We start from the raw sequence: 21,054 nt of genomic DNA, 5'->3' as shown, positions 1-21,054 counted from the left end.
ATAATTCTTAATCGTGAATGGTAAAGCGGTTCCTTATTTGTAGCTGCGTTGGGTGGGGTGAACTATTTCAAAGTTCAGCTCCTCCTTGTGCAGGTCGAAGTTGCCGGGGCCTTTGTATTCCCAGGCAGCTACGAATGAAAAGTTTTCATCGTCACGTTTTGCCTCTCCTTCATCTGTCTGAGACTCTTCACGGAAGTGACCGCCGCAGGATTCTCTCCTCATCAGCGCGTCCATACACATCAGTTCTCCCAGCTCCAGGAAGTCTGCCACGCGGCCTGCTTTTTCCAGCTCAGGGTTGAGCTCGAACTGGGTGCCGGGTATGCGTACGTCTTTCCAGAATTCTTCTTTCAGCGCGCGTATTTCGTTGATGGCTTCTTTCAGGCCCTGCTCGTTCCTGGCCATGCCGCACTTGTCCCACATAATTTTGCCCAGGGCTTTGTGGAAGTGGTCTACGGAATGTTTACCCTGGATGCCCATGAGGGTATCGAGCTGTTTCTGCACGGCTATTTCGGCTTCAACAAAAGCAGGGTGGTCAAGCAGGATGGGTTTGGTATGGATCTCGTCTGCGAGGTAGTTGCCAATGGTGTAGGGGATCACGAAGTAACCGTCTGCCAGCCCCTGCATCAGTGCGGAGGCGCCCAGGCGGTTGGCGCCGTGGTCTGAGAAGTTGGCTTCACCCAGGGCATAGAGGCCGGGCACGGTGGTCATCAGCTCATAATCTACCCACAGGCCGCCCATGGTATAGTGTACCGCGGGGTAAATGCGCATGGGGGTTTCATACGGGTTCTCACCGGTGATCTTGGCATACATGTCAAACAGGTTGCCATATTTTTCCGCTACCACGCCTTTGCCCATGGCTATGATCTCGTCTTTGGAAGCGTTTTCCTGCCCTCTTTTGCTGGCCTCAATAGTGCCGTAGCGCACAATAGCGTCAGCATAGTCCAGGTAAACGGCCATTTTGGAGGCACCTACGCCGTAGCCTGCATCGCATCTTTCTTTGGCGGCGCGGGAAGCCACGTCCCTGGGTACCAGGTTACCGAAGGCGGGGTATCTCCTTTCCAGGTAATAGTCCCTTTCTTCTTCAGGTATATCTGTGGGTTTGCGGTTGTCGTTCTGTTTTTTGGGCACCCAGATGCGGCCGTCGTTACGGAGAGATTCAGACATGAGCGTGAGCTTGCTCTGGTGGTCTCCGGAAACGGGGATGCAGGTGGGGTGTATCTGGGTGAAACAGGGGTTGCCGAAGAAAGCGCCGGCTTTGTGGGCTTTCCAGGCGGCTGTTACGTTAGAGCCCATGGCGTTGGTAGACAGGAAGAACACGTTACCGTAACCGCCGCTGCAGATCAGCACGGCATGGCCGAAGTGCCTTTCCAGCTTGCCGGTTACCAGGTCGCGCGCAATGATGCCGCGGGCCTTGCCGTCTATTTTCACTACGTCCAGCATTTCATGGCGGCTGTACATTTTCACGTTACCGAGGGCTACCTGGCGCTGTAAGGCGGAATAGGCGCCCAGCAGCAGCTGCTGCCCGGTTTGGCCGGCGGCGTAGAAAGTACGCTGTACCTGGGTACCGCCAAAGGAGCGGTTGCTGAGGAGGCCGCCGTACTCGCGGGCAAAGGGCACACCCTGGGCCACGCACTGGTCAATAATGGCGGCGCTTACTTCCGCCAGGCGGTATACGTTGCCTTCACGGGCGCGGTAGTCGCCCCCTTTTACGGTATCATAAAACAGGCGGAAAACAGAGTCCCCGTCGTTCTGGTAGTTCTTGGCGGCATTGATCCCCCCCTGCGCAGCAATACTGTGCGCGCGGCGGGCGCTGTCCTGGAAGCAGAAAGCTTTCACCTTGTAACCCAATTCAGCCAGAGAAGCAGCTGCAGAGGCGCCGGCAAGACCGGTACCAATTACAATTACTTCCAGCTTCCGTTTATTGGCCGGGTTCACCAGCTTCACGGTGCTTTTATATTTGCTCCATTTGGTTTCCAGCGGACCTGCAGGAATTTTTGCGTTCAACATATATCCTTGCTTTATCAGATTTGTTTTAAGTAAATAACAACGGGGATCGCGGCAAAACCAACGGGAATGAGGATACCGAATATCCATACCCCGATGAAGTGCAGAATGCCGTTGTACTTTTTGTGATTGAGGCCAAAGGTCTGGCAGGCGCTTTTAAAGCCGTGGATGAGGTGGAAAGAGAGGGCTATCATACCTATCACGTAGAATATCACTATCCACAACTGGCTGAACCCGAACCATACCACTTCATACAGGTTGCCTACTTCGGTAACGGTACCATAACTTACCTTGCCAATGTCCCCATAGTGCATGGCCCACCAGAACTGGGAGAGGTGGATGACGATGAAGATAAAGAGGATACTGCCCATAATGGCCATCTGGCGGCTGAACCAGGAGGAGGTTTTGTTCCCCGGCTTTACGGCGTACTTCACCGGGCGGGCGCCGCGGTTCCTGATGGTGAGCTGGATGGCAATAATGGCATGCAGCAAAATCACAATTTTGAGGCCCCAGGCAATGAACTGGATCAAACCGTTATGACCCATGAAAGCCGCATAAGTGTTGAAGGCTTCTCCATTGTCTTCCTTCAGCAGGGAGATGTTACCGGCCAGGTGCACGATCACGAACGAGCACAAAAAGAATCCGGTAGCGCCTACCAGCAATTTTTTACCAATAGAGGTATTAAAGAATTGCGACCACTTCATAAGATACGTTCTAAGCTTCCTTTAGTATGAATAAATAAGTGAAATGTCGGGCAAATGTATAACATGAAAAATTAAAATCAAATGATAATTATCACGAAATAGGCCCTATTCCAGGCGGCGCATCATCCAGTTATCTACCAGGCTAAACAAGTGCTGGGGGAGAAAAGTTCGCCATTTCGGCTCGTCCAGCAGGTGCACATAGTGGTCCAGCCGGGCTTTTTCGAACTCCTGCCGGGTCTGTTCCGGCATGTTCAGCACCACCACCCAGCCGCCTTCGTCCCGGATATCGTCCCACCATTCTTCGTAATAACAATCGTCTGAGGAGTAGAAATTGAGCACATTTTCGGCTATGAGTATGAATTTCTGTATGCCGCGGGAAATGAGGAGGTCTACCACGTCCCGCTTGAGGGTCATGATGTTGTTTTCCACGGCGTCGTTCCACTCGCCTATCAGCTCAATAATGGCGTAATTAAACTGGTAGTCCGCAAACAGGATCTTCATGTAGAGATTGGGGGCGCCAAATTCGTCCCACTGCGGATGGATGTAGTAGTTGTAAATTGTATTGATGAATTCAAATTCACTATACTCCCGCCCATAGAACGGCGACTGCTCGTCTTCTTCAGCTGTATACAGGTGCCGCCAGTTGTAAAATGGTTCTATAGTGTGCATGGCGGCAATTTATGATTTTTTTCTATTGCCTGCTTTCTACCGCGCGCTTCACGCTGCCGAACTCCAACAGCAGTTCTTTGGCTGTTTCATAGTCTGCGATCTGCAGCTGGTCCATCACCATTTTCACGCCCCGGTCTACCAGCTTTTCATTGCTGAGCTGCATGTTCACCATCTTGTTGTCTTCCACCCTGCCCAGCTGTATCATCACAGCGGTAGAGATCATGTTGAGCACCAGCTTTTGCGCCGTGCCGCTTTTCATGCGGGTGCTGCCCGTCACAAACTCCGGGCCTACCACCACTTCTACCGGGAAGTCTGCCTGCTCAGACACGGGAGCCCCCGGGTTACAGCTAATGCTGCCGGTAATGATACCGTGCTCCCTGCAGGCTTTGAGGGCGCCTATTACATAAGGCGTGGTACCGCTGGCGGCAATGCCCACCACCACGTCTTTCTCGCTGATGTTGTGCTGCTGCAGGTCACGCCAGCCCTGTTCCCTGTCATCTTCCGCGTTTTCTACCGCGCGGCGTATGGCGGAATCTCCGCCGGCAATGAGGCCCACCACCAGGCCCTGGGGCACGCCGTAAGTGGGCGGGCATTCTGAAGCGTCCAATATGCCAAGGCGGCCGCTGGTGCCGGCGCCCATGTAAAAGAGGCGGCCACCGGCCAGCATCTTGTCTGCAATAGCGGCGGTGAGCCGGGTGATCTGGGGAATGGCCTTTTCTACGGCCTCCGGTACGGTTTTATCTTCCTTGTTGATATTGGTCAGTACTTCCTGTATGGTCATCGTTTCAAGATGACGGTAGTGGCTGGTTTGCTCAGTTACTTTAATGAATGACATATCCTATTTTTCGTCTTCGTGATAAACAGCTAACCCTTCCATCGGGTTTTTGATGATCTTGCCCAGCTGCAGTTCATACAGATGGCAAAGCTCCTCCAGTATGTCGCGGAAATGCCAGGCAATGCTGCCGGTGAAATGCAGCGGCACCGTCCAGCTTTCCGAATACTTGTAAATGTGGTTGAAAAAGAATTCGTTCAGCCCGTCTTCCAGGATGTTCTCGATCATGTAATGCCCCCGGTTCTCGGAGAGGAAGGGCGTGAAAGAGGCCAGGTAGCGGTTGGGCAAAGGTTTACGGTATACGTTTTCCAGTATGCCTTCTTTGGTAACGTTGTATTTCTGCTCGAAGCGGAAGCGCATTTCGTCATCAAAGGTCTGGTAGAGATAATATTGCAATATTTTTTTCCCCAGGAAAGCGCCGCTGCCTTCGTCTCCCAACACGTAGCCCAGGCCGGGGTTGTTCTTGACAATGTTTTTGCCGTCGTAATAACAGGAGTTGGAGCCCGTGCCCAGTATGCTGGCAATGCCTGCTTCGTGCCCGCAGAGGCTGCGGGCGGCGGCCATCAGGTCATGGTTTACCGCTACGCCGGCGCCGGGCCATACTGCCTGCAGGCTGGCTTGTACCAGCTGCGCGTTTTGCGGCGCGGCGCAACCCGTGCCGTAGTAAAACACCTCTTCCGGCATAGTGCCGTTCAGCTGGGGTAACAGCTCAGCCCTCACCAGCTCCGTTATCTGGGGGCCGGAAAGAAAATAAGGGCTGATGCCCTGTGTGAAAAAAGATCTCTTTTCCTTACCGTTCATCAGGCACCATTCTGCTTTTGTAGATCCGCTATCCGCTACCAGCTTAACTTTCGAAGGCATATCCGGTCGTTTATGAAATTAAAGATTGGATGTAGATGTTTTGCTTATGAATATGTTATTTTTGTCACAAGTTAAGCAAAAAGGGTTTTACCCGTCAACGTTTTAAATATCTATATGTCTGACAACAGGAAGTTAAAAGTATTCTTGCCCCTCCTATTTGCCCTGGTGCTGGCGCTGGGCATGTTTCTGGGGCATAAGATGCCGGCTGCGCGCAATAGTGATTCCGCCATCTTTTTTACCAACAGACGGGGCTCTTTACAGGAAGTGATGGACCTGCTGAAATATAAATATGTGGATACGCTGGATCTTGGGGAGGCGCAGGAAGAGGCCATAGAAGGGCTTCTCAGCCATCTCGATCCGCATTCCGTATATATCCCGCCGGCCAATGTACAGGAAGTGAATGAAGACCTGGACGGCAATTTTGAAGGCATCGGCGTGGAGTTCAACATCATCCGCGATACGGTAAATATCCTCAACGTCATTGCCGGCGGCCCTTCCGATGCGGCCGGCGTACTGACAGGAGATAAGATACTGACAGTGAACGATTCCGTGAACGTGGCGGGCAAAGGCATTACGGCGGAAAAGATCAGGAAGCTGCTGCGCGGCCCCCGCAATTCTACTGTAAAAACCACCATGCTGCGGGGCAGCAAAAAACTGGACGTGATCATTAAACGCGGTGTTATTCCCCTGTACAGCGTGGATGCCGCTTACATGGCCGCCCCCGGCACCGGCTATATCAAGATCAGCAAGTTTGCCGCCACCACGTACACCGAGTTTATGGAAGCAGCCCGCAAGCTGCAGAAGCTGGGCATGGAAAAACTGGTGATAGACCTCCGGCAGAACGGCGGCGGGCTGCTGGACGCCGCCACCCGCCTGGCAGATGAGCTGCTGGACGGTAACAAGCTGATCGTTTACACACAGGGCAAAAGCTCGCCCCGGCAAGATTATAAATGTACCCGCCCCGGCGTATTCGAAAAAGGTGCGCTCACCGTGCTGATTGACGAAGGCTCCGCCTCCGCCAGTGAAGTGCTGGCCGGCGCCGTGCAAGACTGGGACCGCGGCGAGATCATTGGCCGCCGCAGCTTTGGCAAAGGCCTGGTGCAGGAACCGTTTGATCTCAGCAACGGCGCCACACTGCGCCTCACCGTAGCCCGCTACTACCTGCCCTCCGGCAGAAGCATCCAGAAAAGCTACCAGAACGGCCGCGAAGCATATGAGGAAGACATTGCCAACCGTTACAGCCACGGCGAGTTCCTGAACCGGGACAGCATCCGCCCCATAGACACCGCGAAGTTTGAAACGGCCGGCGGCAAAACCGTGTACGGCGGCGGCGGCATTATGCCAGACGTGTTTGTACCGTTTGACACCACCCGCTACTCCCAGCTGCTCACCCAGTTGTACACCCGCAACATATTCGGTGATTTCATTTACGCCTACTACACGGCCAATGCGGATGCCTTTAAAAAATATAAAGATGCCGTTGCCTTTAACCAGGAGTTTACCGTTGGCAGTGACCTGATGAACGCCTTTAAAAACCACGCCAGCGGCGAAAGGATCAATATGAACGCCATGAGCGCCAAGGACGAGGCGGAAGTGAAGCTGCGGTTGAAAGCCCTCCTGGCCCGGCAGCTCTGGCGGAGCGAAGGGTTCTATATGGTGACGAATACCAATGACCCGGTGCTGCTGCGGGCTATTGAGGAATTGAAGAAAATGAAATAAAGATCACCGCCGTTGGCAACTGCGGAAATGAATTATATAAGAGCCGGTCTTCAGGGCCGGCTTTTCTTTTTCCGGTATCCCCACTTCATTGTACACCGGCCCGCTTCTCCTCTTCCGGCCCCAGCTTGCAATACAGAATGCTGCCAGACAGGGTGAGCAGGTAGCTTCCCAGCGTAATGGTTACCAGCCGGTCTGCATACTCCAGCCCGCCCCAAGCAATCACCACCGCATAGGTGCTGACCCACAGCAGGTTACCCGCGGCCAGGTACCAGTATTTTCTTTCCCGTTCCCCCACTGTGCGCCGGTTAACCCACCGCACCGCCAGGTTAAATAATATAAAGCCCGGAATAGACACTACTGTGCCCCAGCAAAACATTACCAGGAAAAGGAACCAGCAAAAGGTGAGATTGGTCAGGTCTGCCAGCAGCATGAAAAAGATGCTCAGGAGAGGTGAAAGGGCCAGGCTGTTGCCCCATACCCGCACGGCAAAAGCAGGGGTACCGGAAGTAAACATAGGCGTCGGTTTAGAACATAGGGATATACAAAAGGGCTGCCGCAGCAGCCCTGTAAAAGTATGTATTTTATATTTTCTAAATATGACACCAACGGGTGATCACCCTCTTTTCAACCGCGCCCTTTCTTCCTCAAAATCCCGGCGGATGTCTCTCAGCTCCTGCTCCAGCTCCCGTTTGGCAATACGCTTCTCTTTTTCGGTATTATAGTTCTTGGCCTCATATTCTTTAGTACGGCGGCGCATATCTTCCTCATAACCAGCCTTCAGGATGCGGAGGTTCTCTTCATAGGCTATATCTTCCCGGAGAGAGCTCAGCCGTTTGTTCTGTACCGTCATTTTCCTTTCCACCTCATCTACCGTGGCAGGCTCTTTCAGCACCTGTTTCACCAGCTGCAGCATATCTCCAATGATCTCTTTCAATTGCTGCTGGTGTTCTGCAGACATCCCATTGGCAGGTACTTCTATGTTATTCTGATCTAAATAATTGATGCTCAATAAAATGCTGTCTCGCTGAGCCTGGGGTAACTGGGCCACGGCGCGCACATCTGCACCGGGGAGACGGAGGGCATTGCTTTGAATGGTTTGGGCGTTACTAACACTTGCTAAACCGCCCAGGAGCAGGAATGTCAGGAATAATCTTCTCATGGCAGCTGAAAAATTCACGGTTCGCCTAAGGGGGTTACAATTGCTGTGCCAGAAACGGCCGAACCGCTAAATTGACGGGATTTGGGGTAAAAAAGAGCCTCCCGGCGCGCCGGGAGGTCCCATATACTTTTTGCTATTACAAACTATCTTAGTGTTTGTGAGCGCTGTCAGCAACGGCAGCAGCAGCAGAATCAACTGCAACAGCAGCAGAGTCAACTACAGCAGCGGCAGAATCAACTGCAGGAGCAGCGTTCAGGGAAGTAGAATCAGCAGAAACGGTAGTAGAGTCTGAAGTAGTAGAAGAACTGTTGTTGCAAGCTACGAACAGACCGGTAGCGATAGCTAATACAAATAATTTTTTCATGTTGATTTGTGTTTTAAATCGCCGCAAAGGTATGCAAAAATCATTTTATACAAAAAATATTTTTATATAAAAAGCCGTCTTTTACTTCTTTCTAAAGAAGATCCGCACCGGCACCCCCTTGAAGTTGAAGTTTTCCCGGAGTTTGTTCTCCAGGTAGTTCCTGTAGGGCGTTTTAATATCATCAGGCAGGTTGGCAAAGAACGCAAAAGCGGGTGTTTGCGTGGGCAGCTGCGTTACATACTTGATCTTGATGGCCGTACCTCTTACTACAGGAGGACGGAATGCCTCTATGGCCTTCAGCATCACTTCGTTAAGTCGTGAGGTGGGTATTTTTCGCTGGCGGTTCTCATACACCTCCAGGGCTGTTTCCACGGTTTTGAAAATGCGTTGCTTTTCGGTAACGGAGCCGAAAATGATCGGCACGTCCGTAAACGGCGCCAGGCGTTCTTTCAGCTGCTTTTCATAGTCCCGGGCGGTGTTGGTCTGTTTTTCGATCAGGTCCCACTTGTTCACCATAATCACCACGCCCTTGCCTTTGCGGGCGGCGAGGCTGAAAATGCTGAGGTCTTGCGCAGCAATCCCTTTCTCCGCATCCAGCAGCAGCAGGCAGATGTCTGCTTCGTCCAGCGCCTTGATGGCGCGGATCACGGAGTAGAATTCCAGGTCTTCATGCACCTTGTTCTTGCGGCGGATACCGGCGGTGTCTATCAGTATAAAGTCTTTCTGAAAGAGGTTATAACGGGTATGAATAGTGTCTCTCGTGGTGCCGGCAATGTCTGACACAATGTTCCTTTCCTCCCCCACCAGCGCGTTCAGCAGGGATGATTTGCCTACGTTGGGCTGGCCGATGATGGCAATTTTGGGAATGCCTTCGTCTCCGGGCGTGGCCTGTTCATCTTCCGGGATGAGGGCTGCAATTTCGTCCAGCAGCTCACCTGTGCCGCTGCCAGACATGGAGGAAAGGAAAAAAATGTTATCGAATCCGAGGCTGTAAAACTCCGTGGCTTCCAGCTGGCGCTCGTGGTTGTCTACCTTGTTCACGGCCAGGTACACGGGTTTGCTGGAGCGGCGCAGCAGGTCTGCCACCTCGGCGTCCAGGTCAGTAATACCGGTGGTTACATCACACATGAAGATCACCACATTGGCTTCCTGCATGGCTATTTTCACCTGTTTGCGGATCTCGCGCTCAAACACGTCATCACTGCCGGCCACAAAGCCGCCGGTATCAATTACGTTGAAAGTTTTGCCATTCCAGTCGGCAATGCCATACTGCCGGTCGCGGGTAACGCCGCTCACATCGTCCACAATGGCCTTCCGCTGCTCCAGCAGGCGGTTGAACAGGGTGGATTTGCCTACGTTGGGGCGCCCTACAATTGCTACAGTAAAACCAGGCATGTTATATTGTTTTTGTTGTCTTTCGTTTTTTAAATCAGTCCGTACTCCCGCAGGTAGTTATCATTATCCCGCCACTTGTCACGCACCTTTACATGCAGCTCCAGGAACACTTTCCTGTCAAGGAACTTTTCTATGTCCACCCTGGCGCGAGAGCCTATTTCGCGGATAGACTTCCCTTTTTCTCCCAGGATGATGCCTTTCTGCGTTTCACGGGTCACAATGATCTCCGCGGATATTTTGGTGAGCGTGTGTTTCTCCTGGAATTGTGTAACCACCACGGCGGTATGGTACGGTATCTCTTCTTCGAAGAGCATGAATATCTTTTCGCGGATCAGCTCTGCCACAAAGAAACGCGTGGAACGGTCTGTGAGCGTATCTTCCGGATAAAACGGCTCGCCTTCGGGCAGCAACTGCAGAATGGCCTGCATCAGCCCGTCCAGGTTCTTTTTCTGCAGGGCGGAAATGGGCACTACGGCTTTTGCCTTGCCCCAGGCCTTGCAGCGGGCGATGAGCGCGTCCAGCTCCGCCTTCTCCAGGTTATCCATTTTATTCAGCACCAGTACGCATTGCGCTTTCAGTTTGAGGGAGTCAAACAGGGCAAGGCATTCTTCGGTATTATCACGCACGTCCATAATGAGCAGGGCCACGTCTGCGTCTTCCAGCGCGGACTTCACGGCGCCCATCATTTTTTCATGCAATTTGTACTTGGGATCTATGATACCGGGCGTATCTGAAAACACCACCTGGTAGCCGGGTTCCGTCAGAATACCGGTAATGCGGTGGCGGGTGGTTTGCACCTTCGGGGAAACAATAGCCAGCTTTTCACCCAGCAGGGCGTTGAGCAAGGTGCTTTTTCCCGCATTCGGTTTACCAAAGATGTTTACAAATCCTGCACGGTGCATAGTTGCAATTTAGTACAAATAAAAAAAGCCGAATTAGCTTCGGCTTTTTAAGTTTAGTTCTTTGTAGCGAGGAGAGGATTCGAACCTCTGACCTTCGGGTTATGAGCCCGACGAGCTACCTCTGCTCTACCTCGCAATGTGGGTGCAAAGGTAAGGGAATTTTCAACCCGGCCAAATATTTTTTTGCTCCTTGAGAAAAAAATTAAATCGCATGATGCTGAAAACCATTGCCAGCAAAGGATTTCGTCAGACATATTTTTTTATACCGCTTTGCAGATAACAGCAATAACCTCTCCTGCTCCTGTTAAAACGGCAGATCATCTGCCGGCTGCACTATTGCCTCCGGCATTTCATGCACACTGCCGCCTCCTTCCTGTTTAGGCCCCGGCAGCAGTTGCAGGTAGGTAACCTTTAGTCTCAATTCAGCCTTCGTTTCTCCGGCAAGGCTTTGATACTGGTTTACCCAGGGTACCCCTTCCAGGTATACCGCCTTGCCCTGCACCAGGTAAGACATAACGGCGCCCGGTTCCCACATGGCACAGTTGACCCATACGGTACGCTCCTGCGGCACGCCCTGCTTGTTCTTGTAACGCTCGTTGTGAGCCACACTGAAGTTGATGACTTTTTTCCCGTTCGCAAATGCTTCTGTGGCATTCTGGCCAAGACGGCCAACTAATTGCAGCTTGATCATTTTTACGCTGTTTGAGTTAACAATAAGATTTCTAAAAATGACCTTGCCTATATAAGCGTAGTATTACCTGGTTAACAGCATGGAAGGTAGGTAAAAAAATAATTTGCGCAAAATTCCTCCCATGTGTCTACCTTTGCGGCAGAAACCGGGACTATTCCCAATTTCACCTCGGGGTGCCTTACTATCAGGCTGAGATCAAACCCGTTGAACCTGGACCAGGTAATGCTGGTTAGGAAAGGTAAGCGACGATTCTCCTTACCTGTTATTTTTTGATAGTGAACAGCAAGGCTGCTGCATGGCCGCATGCTGCCAACTGTTCGTTTACAGCGAATTGAATAAACAGGAAATATGATGAAAAAGTTCATGCTTTTTGCGCTCCTATGCCTGCCTGTATTGCTGCAGGCTCAAACAGTGGTCACCGGCACAGTAACGGACGAAGGTACCGGCCGCCCGCTGGAAGGCGCTACCGTATCTGTTCCCAACGGGCCCAGCACCATTACCAATACCCAGGGCAGATACCGCCTGCCGTTGCACCGCTCCGGCAGCTACACCCTGCAGGCCAGTTTTATTGGCTATACCGCCATGCGTGAGACTATTGAGGTTAACGGCGCTGCCGAGCTCAACTTCCGCCTGCAGGAAACGGCCCTCTTTGTAAAACCCGTTGAAATTGCCAGCATCCGCGCAGGAAGGAATGCGCCCTTTACCAAGTCGGAGCTCAACAGGGAAGACATTGCCAGACAGAACCTGGGGCAAGACCTGCCCCTGCTGCTGAACCAGCTCCCCTCCGTAGTAACCAGCTCGGACGCGGGCGCGGGCGTAGGCTACACTGGCCTGCGCGTGCGCGGCAGCGATATTACCCGTATCAATGTAACCGTGAACGGCATCCCGGTGAACGATGCAGAATCTCAAGGCACCTTTTTTGTGAACATGCCAGACTTCGCGTCATCTGTCAGCAGCATTCAGCTGCAGCGCGGCGTAGGCACTTCCACTAACGGCGCCGGCGCCTTCGGCGCATCTCTCAACCTCTCCACCAACCAGTTCAATGAGAAAGCATACGCCGAAACAGATAACAGCTTCGGTTCTTTCAACACCTGGAAAAACACGGTGAGAGCCGGCTCCGGCCTGCTCAACGGTCACTTCACCATAGATGCCCGCCTTTCCCGCATCACGTCTGACGGGTATGTAGACCGTGCTTCTTCCAACCTGCGCTCCTTCTACACTTCGGCCGCCTACATCAGCAAAAAATCATCCCTGCGGCTGAATGTGTTCTCCGGCCAGGAAAAAACCTACCAGGCCTGGAATGGCATTGATGAAGAAACGCTGAAGACCGACCGTACCTATAATCCCAGCGGCACCAACAAACCCGGCGAACCGTACGATAATGAAACCGACAACTACCAGCAAGATCATTACCAGCTGTTTTTCAACCATGCCCTCCGCTCCAACCTGCAGTTCAATGTAGCGGCGCACTACACGCGCGGCCGCGGCTACTACGAGAACTACCGTGACGCCAACGCCTATGCAGACTACGGCATCAGCGGTCCGGCGCCCGGAGTGGAGACCACAGACCTCATCCGCCAGTTATGGCTTGACAATCACTTCTACGGCGGCATATTCTCCCTCAGCCACCAGGCCGGCAAACTTAACTGGAGCCTAGGCGGCGCCTGGAATAAATATGACGGCAAACACTACGGCAAAGTGATCTGGGCAGAAAAAGGCGGATTCGACAAAGACTACCGCTGGTACGATCTTACCGCTTTCAAAACAGACATGAACATTTACTGGAAAGGCGAACTGGCCGTTACAGAAAGGCTGAAACTCTTTGCAGACCTGCAATACCGCCGGGTAGACTATGAGCTGAACGGCTTCCGCAACAATCCGGACATCCGGCAGGACAACCAGTACAACTTCTTCAATCCGAAAGCCGGCGCCACCTTCCAGTTGAATGACCAGCAGCATATATACGCGTCTTACGCTATTGGCAACAAGGAACCCAACCGGGACGATTTTGAGGCCGGCATAGCCGAAGCGCCCAAACACGAAACCCTCCGCAACCTGGAGGCCGGTTATGTGTGGCGCAGCAGCAAAGCCGGCGTTTCCGCCAACGTGTACTACATGAACTACCATAACCAGCTGGTACTGACGGGCCGCATCAACGATGTAGGCGCATATGCCAGAATAAATATCCCGAAAAGCTACCGCATGGGCCTTGAGCTGGAAGGGCACTACCACATAGTTCCCCAGCTCACCCTTGCGGGCAATGTTGCCCTCAGCCAAAACCGCATCCAGGAATTCACAGAATATCTGGACGACTGGGACAACGGCGGGCAGAAAGCTGCAGTGCACAAAAACACAGACATCTCTTTCTCCCCCAACCTCATTGCCGGTTACACTATTACCTACCGCCCCGTGGCCGGCCTGCAGGTAGACTGGGTGGGCAAGTACGTAAGCCGCCAATACCTCGACAATACAGGCAGCAAACTGCGCTCACTGGACGCATTCCTGGTAAACGACCTGCGGTTCAACTACACCGTGCCGCAGCAGTTCTTCCGCGAGCTGGGGCTGCAGCTGATGCTGAACAATATTTTTAACGAGATGTACGAGCCGAACGGTTATACGTACGGCTACCTGGAAGGCGGCGAAGTAAGACAATCCAACGCCTATTTCCCCATGGCCGGGTTTAACGTGATGGCAGGGGTGAAAATCGGGTTTTAATGTTGATATTTTTCATCGGCTGGGAATAAATCCCGCCCATACCTCTTCCAACAAAAGAGCTGATCCTGTTTCAGGATCAGCTCTTTTGTTTTGCGATGTCTCAAAGTAAAAGAGGTCTGTCACACAGACCTCAGCGATTTCACCGGGTTTGCCAGCGCCGCCCTGATTGCCTGGAAACTTACGGTCAGCATGGCTACTATCATGGCAACCATGCCAGACAATACAAACATCCACCACTCAATCCTGATCCTGTACACAAAATCTTCCAGCCAGTGGTCCATAGCCCACCAGGCAATGGGTGATGCAATGATCAACGCAATGAAGATCAGTTTGAGGAAGTCAGACATCAGCATTTGCGCTATGCCCGCAACTGTTGCCCCCAATACTTTCCGGATGCCGATCTCCCTGGTACGCTGAAACGCGATCAGCACCGCCAGCCCGAACAAACCAAGGCAGCTGATCACAATAGCAATGATCATGGCAAGATTCACCAGCTTGGACTGGTTCCTTTCCTGTTTGTACATGGTGTTCAGCGTTTCGTCATAGAACTTGTACGTAAAACTGCCGGGAGGATAAATGCCATACCACTTCTGTTCTGCTTTTTTCAGTATTTGCTGCCATTTAGCCGGCTCTGTGCCATTCAATTTAATATTGAGGGTTATAGCGTCACTCTTTTCCGCCATTAAAGCTACCGGGTCAATAGACGTATGAAAATCCTGCTGATGAAAATCTTTCACCACCCCTACAACCGGGAACCGCTGGCCTGACAGCTGCCCTATCAGTTTGCCCAGCGCTTCCCGTGGTGAAGAAAAGCCCAGCGCGCGCACGGCCGCTTCATTGATCACATATTCATTGGTAGTATCCGCTGGGCGAAGGTTCCTGCCCGCAACTAATTGCATGTTATAAAGGCGGATGTAGGCCGTATCTACATATTTCTTAAACAATTGCCGCCTGGTGGGTTCTTCTACCTCTGCTCCCCTGTACTCGAACATACTGGAAGCATAGCGGCTAGACATCGGTTCCCAGCCTACAGAAACACCTTGTATTCCCGCTTCCTTTCTCAATTCCTCCGCCAGTACAAAATGCCTGTTACGGTACAGCGAATCCCGCTGCAATTTCCAGGGAACGTTCACCAGTACCACCGCCTCCTTATCAAACCCCATGTCCTTCTTTAAAGTATAATTCAACTGGCTGCCCATGATCAACGCGCCCACAATGAACACCTGAGCGATCACAAACTGGAATACGATCAATACCTTACGAAGCCCTATCCGGCTGCCGCCGCTAAACTGCAAAGCGCTCTGCCCCTGCACGAGGCCAATGGGTTTTATTTTAGACATTAGCCAGGCCGGGTAGCCGCCAGACAGTAGCGTTATACCCGCCAGCAACGCCGCCAGGAAGTACAATATGCCCCAACCGCCGGCATGTTCATGCATGCCGTCAGGGATAATATCGCCAAGGAACGAATAAGCCAGTTTGGTAAGCAGGAAAGAACAGCCAACCGCCAGCAGCACAATCACGAAAGTCTCTGTCAGTATTTGCCTGATAAGGCTGCCGCTGTTGCTGCCAAGAATTTTCCGGACGCCGATGCTCCTGCTCCGTTGCGGTACGAGGGCGGTGCTCAGGTTGATGTAGTTGATACAGGCCAGTATGATCAGTAAAGCGCCCAGACCAATGAGGCCTTTCATAACGGGTTTACTGGCCTTACGCACTTCCCGCTCCCCTACATAGGTGGAGAAGTGGGAATCTTCCAGCGGCAGCAATTTGAACCATCGTTTTACTATGGAAGGCAGGTTAGTTTGGCGTGTATTCTCATCCCATTTCTGTTTGGCAAGGCTGCTGATCTGCGCCAGCACGCGCGCCGTATCCGCCGGGTTGGCTATGTGGAGATATACCTTGTCTGAACCGTTGGTGTTGGTCCACTCAGCCAGCTTGTAGGTTTTGGGCGAAAGCACAAAAAATTCCCTGGCAGTGAATTCCGTAGGGTAATCCAGGTCTTTTACCACACCGGCAACTGTTCTCTGATCTTTCCCGTTATATAGCAGCACCTTGCCAATGAGCGCCTCCGGCTTGAGGGAGCCGAAATAGCTTTTTGCGCGGCTCTCCGTCAGCACTACGTTTTCCGGTGCGCTGAACGCCGTGGCTGCATTGCCCGCCAGCCAGGTATAAGGTACCATGGCGAAGTACGTGGCATCTGTGGCAACAACGCCTTTGAACTCTTCGATAACTACCGGCTTCGGCCCCGGAATTTCCACGGAGTTGACCCATTGGCCGAAAACCGGCACCACCCGGTCAACGCCCGTCACCTGCTCCCTGATGCCCTGGTAAAGCGGTGCTGAAACACCACCGTTATAAGTTTCTTTTTCATCGAAAATAAGACCGGTTACGATGCGGTAGATGTGTGCTTTTTGCGGCAGCTGGTCATCAAAACTATACTCATAGCTCACAATACGGTAAATAACCCAGCATGCGCTGATGCTGATAGCCAGGCCAAGTACATTTAGCAGCGTAAATAAACGCTGGCGCCACAGCTGGCGGAATACAGTTCTGGTCTGAAGACTCATAGGGAAAAGATTATCATGTGGAAACAGGAGGTTTCTGTTCTACAGAGATTCTTGTTCCAATTTACAGGCAGCTATTACTCAAATGTTTATTCATTATGCATACTGCTAACTTGTTCGCTATCGAACAAGCGGCGTTCAGAAGTGGACGATTGGCATTATACTCCGTTGCCATCCGCCGTCAGCACTTCGCTCATGTAATCAAAAAAAGGCCGCATTTTCCGGAAAGTGTCTGCCGCCTCGTTCAGAAAAGATTCGTTTAAAACCTCCGCATCCGTAAACTTCCGTATCAGCAGAAACTGTTTGTAACGCAACAGGTCTATTGCTTCATGCGTTGCGTCATATCCCTTTGGCGTGGTTTTTAACTGCTCTCCCTGCAGCGTACCGAAGGTAGTTTTAAAAGACCTTGCGTTGAGTATTTTGCGAAGCGGCGCGGGGTCAAATGCAATATCGTCCCTGATCAGCTTCAGGTCCTCTGCAACAGGCCCCCAAAAGCCGCCTGCTACAAAACTGTTGCCTGGCTCAAGATGAAAATAATACCCACCCCTGCGCTGCCGCGTGGCCCGTCTGAAATGACCGCTCCAGTTGGCTTTGTAGGGCGTTTTGTCTTTGGAGAAACGGGTATCCCGGTAAATGCGGTGAAGGCTCTTTTCGCCGGATGGCGTTTCTATCAGATCAGTTTCTGAAAGCAGTTGCAGCAGCGCTTCCGCAAAAACGGCCACCGCCTGCAGCTCTTGCTGGTATATTGGTTTATGCTCGTTAAACCACTCCCTGTTATTGTTCTGTTTGAGCGTGCGCAGGAAGTCAAAAGAGGATGGTTGAATAGTTGCTCCTGGCGCCTGTCGTTTAGCCATATGGTTATCTGTTACTTCAATAATACAATAGCGCCATCCCGCCAGGCATACAATTGCTTCGAGATGGTGTAAGGATTCACGGCAAATATCTTCCCGGCCACATCCCGGAGGCTTTGTACGCTTTCCGCATCCTGGTCCCCGCATATCAGCAATTCGTCCCTTGACGGAATAGCCATTACCGGCCTGCCGTTGATCTCAATGTTGGGTAGTATGTCTTCTATCAGCAGCGCCAGTGAAGCATCGTAGTTATTGTCAAGCCGGACGGCGTAACGCCCGCCGCCGCCTTCGTAAGTGATGTCACCAAGTTTTCTACGCAGGTTGTTGAGCGCTGTTTGGTGCAGTTCCTCCCCATCGGCCAGGCCTATTTCAGCAACCTGGGAATGGCTCAGATAGGCCATACCATGTTCCGAATCCGCAACATACACCACGATCAGCTCGCCTTGCAAAGGCCGGTGTATGAACCGTTTCTCCAGCTGTTCCCCCGTCAACCCGGTTGCCTGCATTTGTTTGCGCGCCACATCCAGCCACTCCAGCGATTTGATCATTGGCAGCACATCCGTCAATGTTACGGTCTGGCCGCTGTCTATCATCCGCATATCTTCCGCAAGGGTTTCAATATGCGCTTCAAATATCTCCTGCATGTTTTCAGGCTGCGCCTGGCAGCGAACAACCAGGTTACCCGCAAACGTGGTCATAGTGGAGCCTCCGGGACTTTTACAGGTAATACGGGTTTGCGCGGGTTCCGATCCCCATTCTATTTCCGTTGCGGTATTCAGGCTTGTTGAAATTGCGTGGGCCAGGCTTTTGGTAATCTCCCGCCAGCTTTGCGGGTCAGACTTACTGCCGAAAAGTTTTTTAAGGAAGCTCATTCAGGGTGTTTTATGGTTATCCGTTGAGGGCCTTCGGCCACTTTCTAAAAAAGATGCCTGAATATACGATTAACCAGGCGGAATCAGATACCTGCCCCCTTCCGTTTTTTTTGTACTTTCAGGAATCACCGCTATGAAACGATTTATTCCCTTCCTCCTCCTGGCCTGCCTTGCCGGCTCTGCCACCGCCCAAAACGGCGATCTGTTTTCCACCGTTACCATGCGGTTCCTCAGCCATCCTGCCAATTACCTGAAACCGCTGGATACACTGCTATCGCTCCAAGCCGCTATAGCTAAAGATGCCGGCATGCGCCCTCACTTCTTCAACGAATTGGCTACCTACAGTTCATTCATTGGCAACTACCACGATGCCCTGCGCTATTACGATTCTGCCGGTTTCCGTGAACAGGTGCCGGCATCTCCTTCTGGCCCAGCCGCTTTTTCCGGATACCGGCCTGCCAGCGCCCGGCAAAGCATCATCCGCATGGCAGCTTCAAGGCAGGTAACCATTATCAACGAAGCCCACCACGTGCCCTATTACCGGCTATTCACCAAATCGCTGCTGCAGGAGTTGTACAATGCAGGCTACCGTTACTTCGCGCTGGAAACATTAGGCCCTTTTGACGATGAAATCAACAACCGGAAATATCCTGTGGCCCAAGACGGTTATTACTCCCTTGAGCCCTTGTATGCGGATATGGTCAGAACGGCGTTACAAATAGGGTACCGGCTGGTTTATTATGAATTCAGCGGGACATGTACCGGCCGGGAAGACTGCATCATGAAACGCGAACAGCATCAGGCGGAGCAGTTGCACCAGGTACTGCAAAAAGACCCCGCCGCAAAGATGCTGGTGCATGTGGGGTACTCTCATTTGCGGGAAGCGCCGCTGAACGGGATTGAATGGATGGCAGCGCGGTTTAGGAAACTATCGGGTATAGACCCGCTTACCATCAACCAGGAGTTCATGCGCGAAACCTTCAACCCGGCTCTTCAACATCCGGCCTATAACGCGGCCATGAAACTTTTCAAGTTGCTGGAGCCTTCTGTATTTGTGAAAGCTGATAGCCTTTGGAACTTTGCGCCTGCGGACAGGAGTTGTGATGTGCTGGTGTTTCACCCGCCGTATGGCACCGTACAGGGCAGGCCGGATTATTACCGGCTGGATGCTGCTCGAAAACCTATTACTCTCCGGCTTAAAAAAGCATACCGCCACGTATTAGTGCAGGCCTATATTTCCACCGAAAAAGACCCGGGCAGGCTTCCTGCAGACCAATTGCTGCTGGAGCAGGGGAATGAGGCGCGGTTGATGCTTGCTAATGGTGAATATGATGTGGTGGTGAGGAATGGTGAAGGGGAAGTATTGGAAACGCAGAGGTTGATTATTCCGTCGTCTTAAGGGTATATAATTCGTTAAGCTGCACACCCAGCACTTTGGCCAGTCTGACCAGCTTTGTAAAGGAGGGATTTGTATTTCCGTTCTCAATTTTACTCAAATCAGAAGCATAGACGCCCGCCTTCACTTCAATATCAAGCTGCGTGAGGTTTTTCTTTTCACGTATTGCTTTAATATTTGCCCCTAGTTGTTTTAATATTTCCTTGGAATCTTCCACAGAGGAAAAATGGGAGAAATTCGCTGTATAAAAATTATAGAATTCTATAAGTTTAGAAAATAAGTCCTATCTTCGTGTAGGTTCGGGATAATGATGCAGACACATTCGCAAGACAAACTTCTTAAGCCATGAGTACTACTTTAAACTCAATAACAGAACTTGACAAGCGGCAAATCATTCAAGATTTCCTGGAAGAATATCCCTCCAAAGAAGCCGTACAAAAAGAGCTATGGGAATTATTGATTGCTGCAATGGGAAGTCATCACGCTGATATGTGGGATAGCAGCGACCGGGCGCGAAAATTATTCTTTTATGAGCAACTGGGAGATTTCATTGGAGAAGTGTATAAGTCAATTAAGTAAGCGCACGCGGTTTGGCGGAAAGAGATAAACTGGTAATCGTCTAAGAATATTCTTATATTGATTGTAATTACAGGTCATTATGAGCCCGTACGAGCAACTACAGTTAAAATACTTTTCTCCACAGGTAACGCCGCCATCCAGTTTGTTTGAAGAAGTGGAAGCCTTCGCTGGTTTTCCACTACCGGGAGACTATCTAAATTATCTTCATAGGTTTTCTGCGTTTGATGGCGATATCGGCAAACAATACCTACAGCTGTGGGGAGCATACGAGCTCGTTGAGCTAAACAGATTGTATGAACTCTCGTCCTGGCTGAAATATGCCATCGGAATAGGAAGTAACGGCGGAGGTGAACTTATAGCTCTAATGTGTGAAGACAATAATCGCTACAAAGTCATAGCTACTCCTTTCATTTCTGACGTCCAGGCAGACTACATAGTAGTGGGCAATTCCTTTTTCAGGCTTTCTGATGGGGCTTCATAATGGAGCAACATTGTTCAGCGAATAAGCTCTACTGTCACGCCATTTTTCTTCATAAATAACGTATTTTTATACAAACCAAATCTTTATCACCAATAAATACTTCCCAGATGCAAAACATCAAAGCATTGACCAGCGCAGAAATGATCAGTATAGCAGGCGGGCAAGCGTGTCCTCCGTTGCCTAATATCACGCTTACTGAACAACAGAAATTCTCAATGCTGCTGGACGCACAGCTTTACGGGATCCTCGATGAGATCTCGTTTTACTACGAGAACTTCGATTGGTTTGAGTAAATCATA

The 21,054-nt window shown here is 51.4% G+C and carries 21 protein-coding genes, 1 tRNA gene and 1 riboswitch; of the genes, 6 read left to right on the top strand and 16 right to left on the bottom strand.

What is annotated here, in order from left to right; genetic code table 11:
- Positions 1-33: 33 nt before the first annotated feature.
- From ABDW36_RS09475 to ABDW36_RS09455, 5 genes are all read right to left on the bottom strand, one after another.
- Positions 34-2,007 (bottom strand): fumarate reductase/succinate dehydrogenase flavoprotein subunit, encoded by a 1,974-nt coding sequence (locus ABDW36_RS09475; protein ID WP_343701647.1) that lies wholly within the window; start codon positions 2,005-2,007, stop codon positions 34-36.
- A gap of 14 nt (positions 2,008-2,021) precedes the next feature.
- The gene (locus tag ABDW36_RS09470) at positions 2,022-2,708 is read right to left on the bottom strand and encodes a succinate dehydrogenase cytochrome b subunit (RefSeq protein WP_343701646.1); all 687 of its coding nucleotides are present in this window, start codon (positions 2,706-2,708) and stop codon (positions 2,022-2,024) included.
- Between the two features lie 105 nt (positions 2,709-2,813).
- Positions 2,814-3,377, bottom strand: coding sequence for a hypothetical protein (locus tag ABDW36_RS09465; protein WP_343701645.1), 564 nt, complete (start codon positions 3,375-3,377; stop codon positions 2,814-2,816).
- A 22-nt stretch (positions 3,378-3,399) separates the two neighbouring features.
- A complete protein-coding gene (gene murQ / locus ABDW36_RS09460) occupies positions 3,400-4,212 on the bottom strand; it encodes an N-acetylmuramic acid 6-phosphate etherase (RefSeq protein ID WP_343701644.1) in 813 nt (270 codons plus the stop codon).
- Between the two features lie 3 nt (positions 4,213-4,215).
- Positions 4,216-5,070, bottom strand: coding sequence for an N-acetylglucosamine kinase (locus ABDW36_RS09455; protein ID WP_343701643.1), 855 nt, complete (start codon positions 5,068-5,070; stop codon positions 4,216-4,218).
- Between the two features lie 144 nt (positions 5,071-5,214).
- Between ABDW36_RS09455 and ABDW36_RS09450 the strand changes: the two genes are divergently transcribed.
- Positions 5,215-6,789 carry a S41 family peptidase gene (locus ABDW36_RS09450; protein WP_343701642.1) on the top strand — a complete coding sequence of 525 codons (1,575 nt, stop codon included), beginning with the start codon at positions 5,215-5,217 and terminating at the stop codon, positions 6,787-6,789.
- Between the two features lie 85 nt (positions 6,790-6,874).
- Here ABDW36_RS09450 and ABDW36_RS09445 read toward each other — a convergent pair whose 3' ends face one another.
- The 7 genes from ABDW36_RS09445 to ssb form a co-directional block, all read right to left on the bottom strand.
- Entirely contained in the window at positions 6,875-7,303 is a 429-nt protein-coding gene (locus tag ABDW36_RS09445) for a hypothetical protein (protein ID WP_343701641.1), read from the bottom strand.
- Between the two features lie 99 nt (positions 7,304-7,402).
- Positions 7,403-7,948 carry a hypothetical protein gene (locus tag ABDW36_RS09440; RefSeq protein ID WP_343701640.1) on the bottom strand — a complete coding sequence of 182 codons (546 nt, stop codon included), beginning with the start codon at positions 7,946-7,948 and terminating at the stop codon, positions 7,403-7,405.
- A gap of 148 nt (positions 7,949-8,096) precedes the next feature.
- Positions 8,097-8,312 carry a hypothetical protein gene (locus ABDW36_RS09435; protein WP_343701639.1) on the bottom strand — a complete coding sequence of 72 codons (216 nt, stop codon included), beginning with the start codon at positions 8,310-8,312 and terminating at the stop codon, positions 8,097-8,099.
- A gap of 81 nt (positions 8,313-8,393) precedes the next feature.
- The gene (gene der, locus ABDW36_RS09430) at positions 8,394-9,707 is read right to left on the bottom strand and encodes a ribosome biogenesis GTPase Der (protein ID WP_343701638.1); all 1,314 of its coding nucleotides are present in this window, start codon (positions 9,705-9,707) and stop codon (positions 8,394-8,396) included.
- 29 nt (positions 9,708-9,736) lie between these two features.
- Positions 9,737-10,609, bottom strand: coding sequence for a GTPase Era (era, locus tag ABDW36_RS09425; RefSeq protein WP_343701637.1), 873 nt, complete (start codon positions 10,607-10,609; stop codon positions 9,737-9,739).
- A gap of 64 nt (positions 10,610-10,673) precedes the next feature.
- Positions 10,674-10,745: transfer RNA gene (locus ABDW36_RS09420), tRNA-Met, on the bottom strand.
- A 168-nt stretch (positions 10,746-10,913) separates the two neighbouring features.
- Complete coding sequence (ssb, locus tag ABDW36_RS09415; protein ID WP_343701636.1) at positions 10,914-11,300, bottom strand: single-stranded DNA-binding protein; 387 nt, start codon at positions 11,298-11,300, stop codon at positions 10,914-10,916.
- 159 nt (positions 11,301-11,459) lie between these two features.
- A riboswitch (TPP riboswitch) is annotated at positions 11,460-11,553 on the top strand.
- Positions 11,554-11,648: 95 nt separating this feature from the next.
- Here ssb and ABDW36_RS09410 point away from each other — a divergent pair.
- Complete coding sequence (locus ABDW36_RS09410; protein ID WP_343701635.1) at positions 11,649-14,015, top strand: TonB-dependent receptor; 2,367 nt, start codon at positions 11,649-11,651, stop codon at positions 14,013-14,015.
- Between the two features lie 119 nt (positions 14,016-14,134).
- Here ABDW36_RS09410 and ABDW36_RS09405 read toward each other — a convergent pair whose 3' ends face one another.
- The 3 genes from ABDW36_RS09405 to ABDW36_RS09395 form a co-directional block, all read right to left on the bottom strand.
- Complete coding sequence (locus ABDW36_RS09405) at positions 14,135-16,579, bottom strand: ABC transporter permease (RefSeq protein ID WP_343701634.1); 2,445 nt, start codon at positions 16,577-16,579, stop codon at positions 14,135-14,137.
- Positions 16,580-16,734: 155 nt separating this feature from the next.
- Positions 16,735-17,430, bottom strand: coding sequence for a DUF2461 domain-containing protein (locus ABDW36_RS09400; protein ID WP_343701633.1), 696 nt, complete (start codon positions 17,428-17,430; stop codon positions 16,735-16,737).
- A gap of 11 nt (positions 17,431-17,441) precedes the next feature.
- Positions 17,442-18,299: a hypothetical protein gene (locus ABDW36_RS09395; protein WP_343701632.1), complete on the bottom strand. Its 858-nt coding sequence runs from the start codon at positions 18,297-18,299 to the stop codon at positions 17,442-17,444.
- A 133-nt stretch (positions 18,300-18,432) separates the two neighbouring features.
- Between ABDW36_RS09395 and ABDW36_RS09390 the strand changes: the two genes are divergently transcribed.
- Positions 18,433-19,698 (top strand): hypothetical protein, encoded by a 1,266-nt coding sequence (locus ABDW36_RS09390; protein ID WP_343701631.1) that lies wholly within the window; start codon positions 18,433-18,435, stop codon positions 19,696-19,698.
- On the opposite strand, the gene ABDW36_RS09385 is transcribed toward ABDW36_RS09390, so the two are convergent.
- Positions 19,682-19,912, bottom strand: coding sequence for a helix-turn-helix transcriptional regulator (locus ABDW36_RS09385; RefSeq protein ID WP_343701630.1), 231 nt, complete (start codon positions 19,910-19,912; stop codon positions 19,682-19,684). The two genes, ABDW36_RS09390 and ABDW36_RS09385, sit on opposite strands and share 17 nt — an antisense overlap.
- Positions 19,913-20,040: 128 nt before the next feature.
- Between ABDW36_RS09385 and ABDW36_RS09380 the strand changes: the two genes are divergently transcribed.
- From ABDW36_RS09380 to ABDW36_RS09370, 3 genes are all read left to right on the top strand, one after another.
- Positions 20,041-20,274: a hypothetical protein gene (locus tag ABDW36_RS09380; RefSeq protein WP_343701629.1), complete on the top strand. Its 234-nt coding sequence runs from the start codon at positions 20,041-20,043 to the stop codon at positions 20,272-20,274.
- 79 nt (positions 20,275-20,353) lie between these two features.
- Positions 20,354-20,755, top strand: a complete 402-nt coding sequence (locus tag ABDW36_RS09375) for an SMI1/KNR4 family protein (RefSeq protein ID WP_343701628.1) — start codon at positions 20,354-20,356, stop codon at positions 20,753-20,755.
- 107 nt (positions 20,756-20,862) lie between these two features.
- On the top strand, positions 20,863-21,048 hold the full coding sequence (locus ABDW36_RS09370; RefSeq protein ID WP_343701627.1) for a hypothetical protein: 186 nt from the start codon (positions 20,863-20,865) through the stop codon (positions 21,046-21,048).
- The last annotated feature ends 6 nt before the right edge of the window (positions 21,049-21,054 follow it).

This window comes from Chitinophaga sp., assembly GCF_039596455.1.
Taxonomy (GTDB): domain Bacteria; phylum Bacteroidota; class Bacteroidia; order Chitinophagales; family Chitinophagaceae; genus Chitinophaga.
Note: the sequence above shows the minus strand (reverse complement) of the source record. Positions and strands in the feature narration are given on the sequence as shown.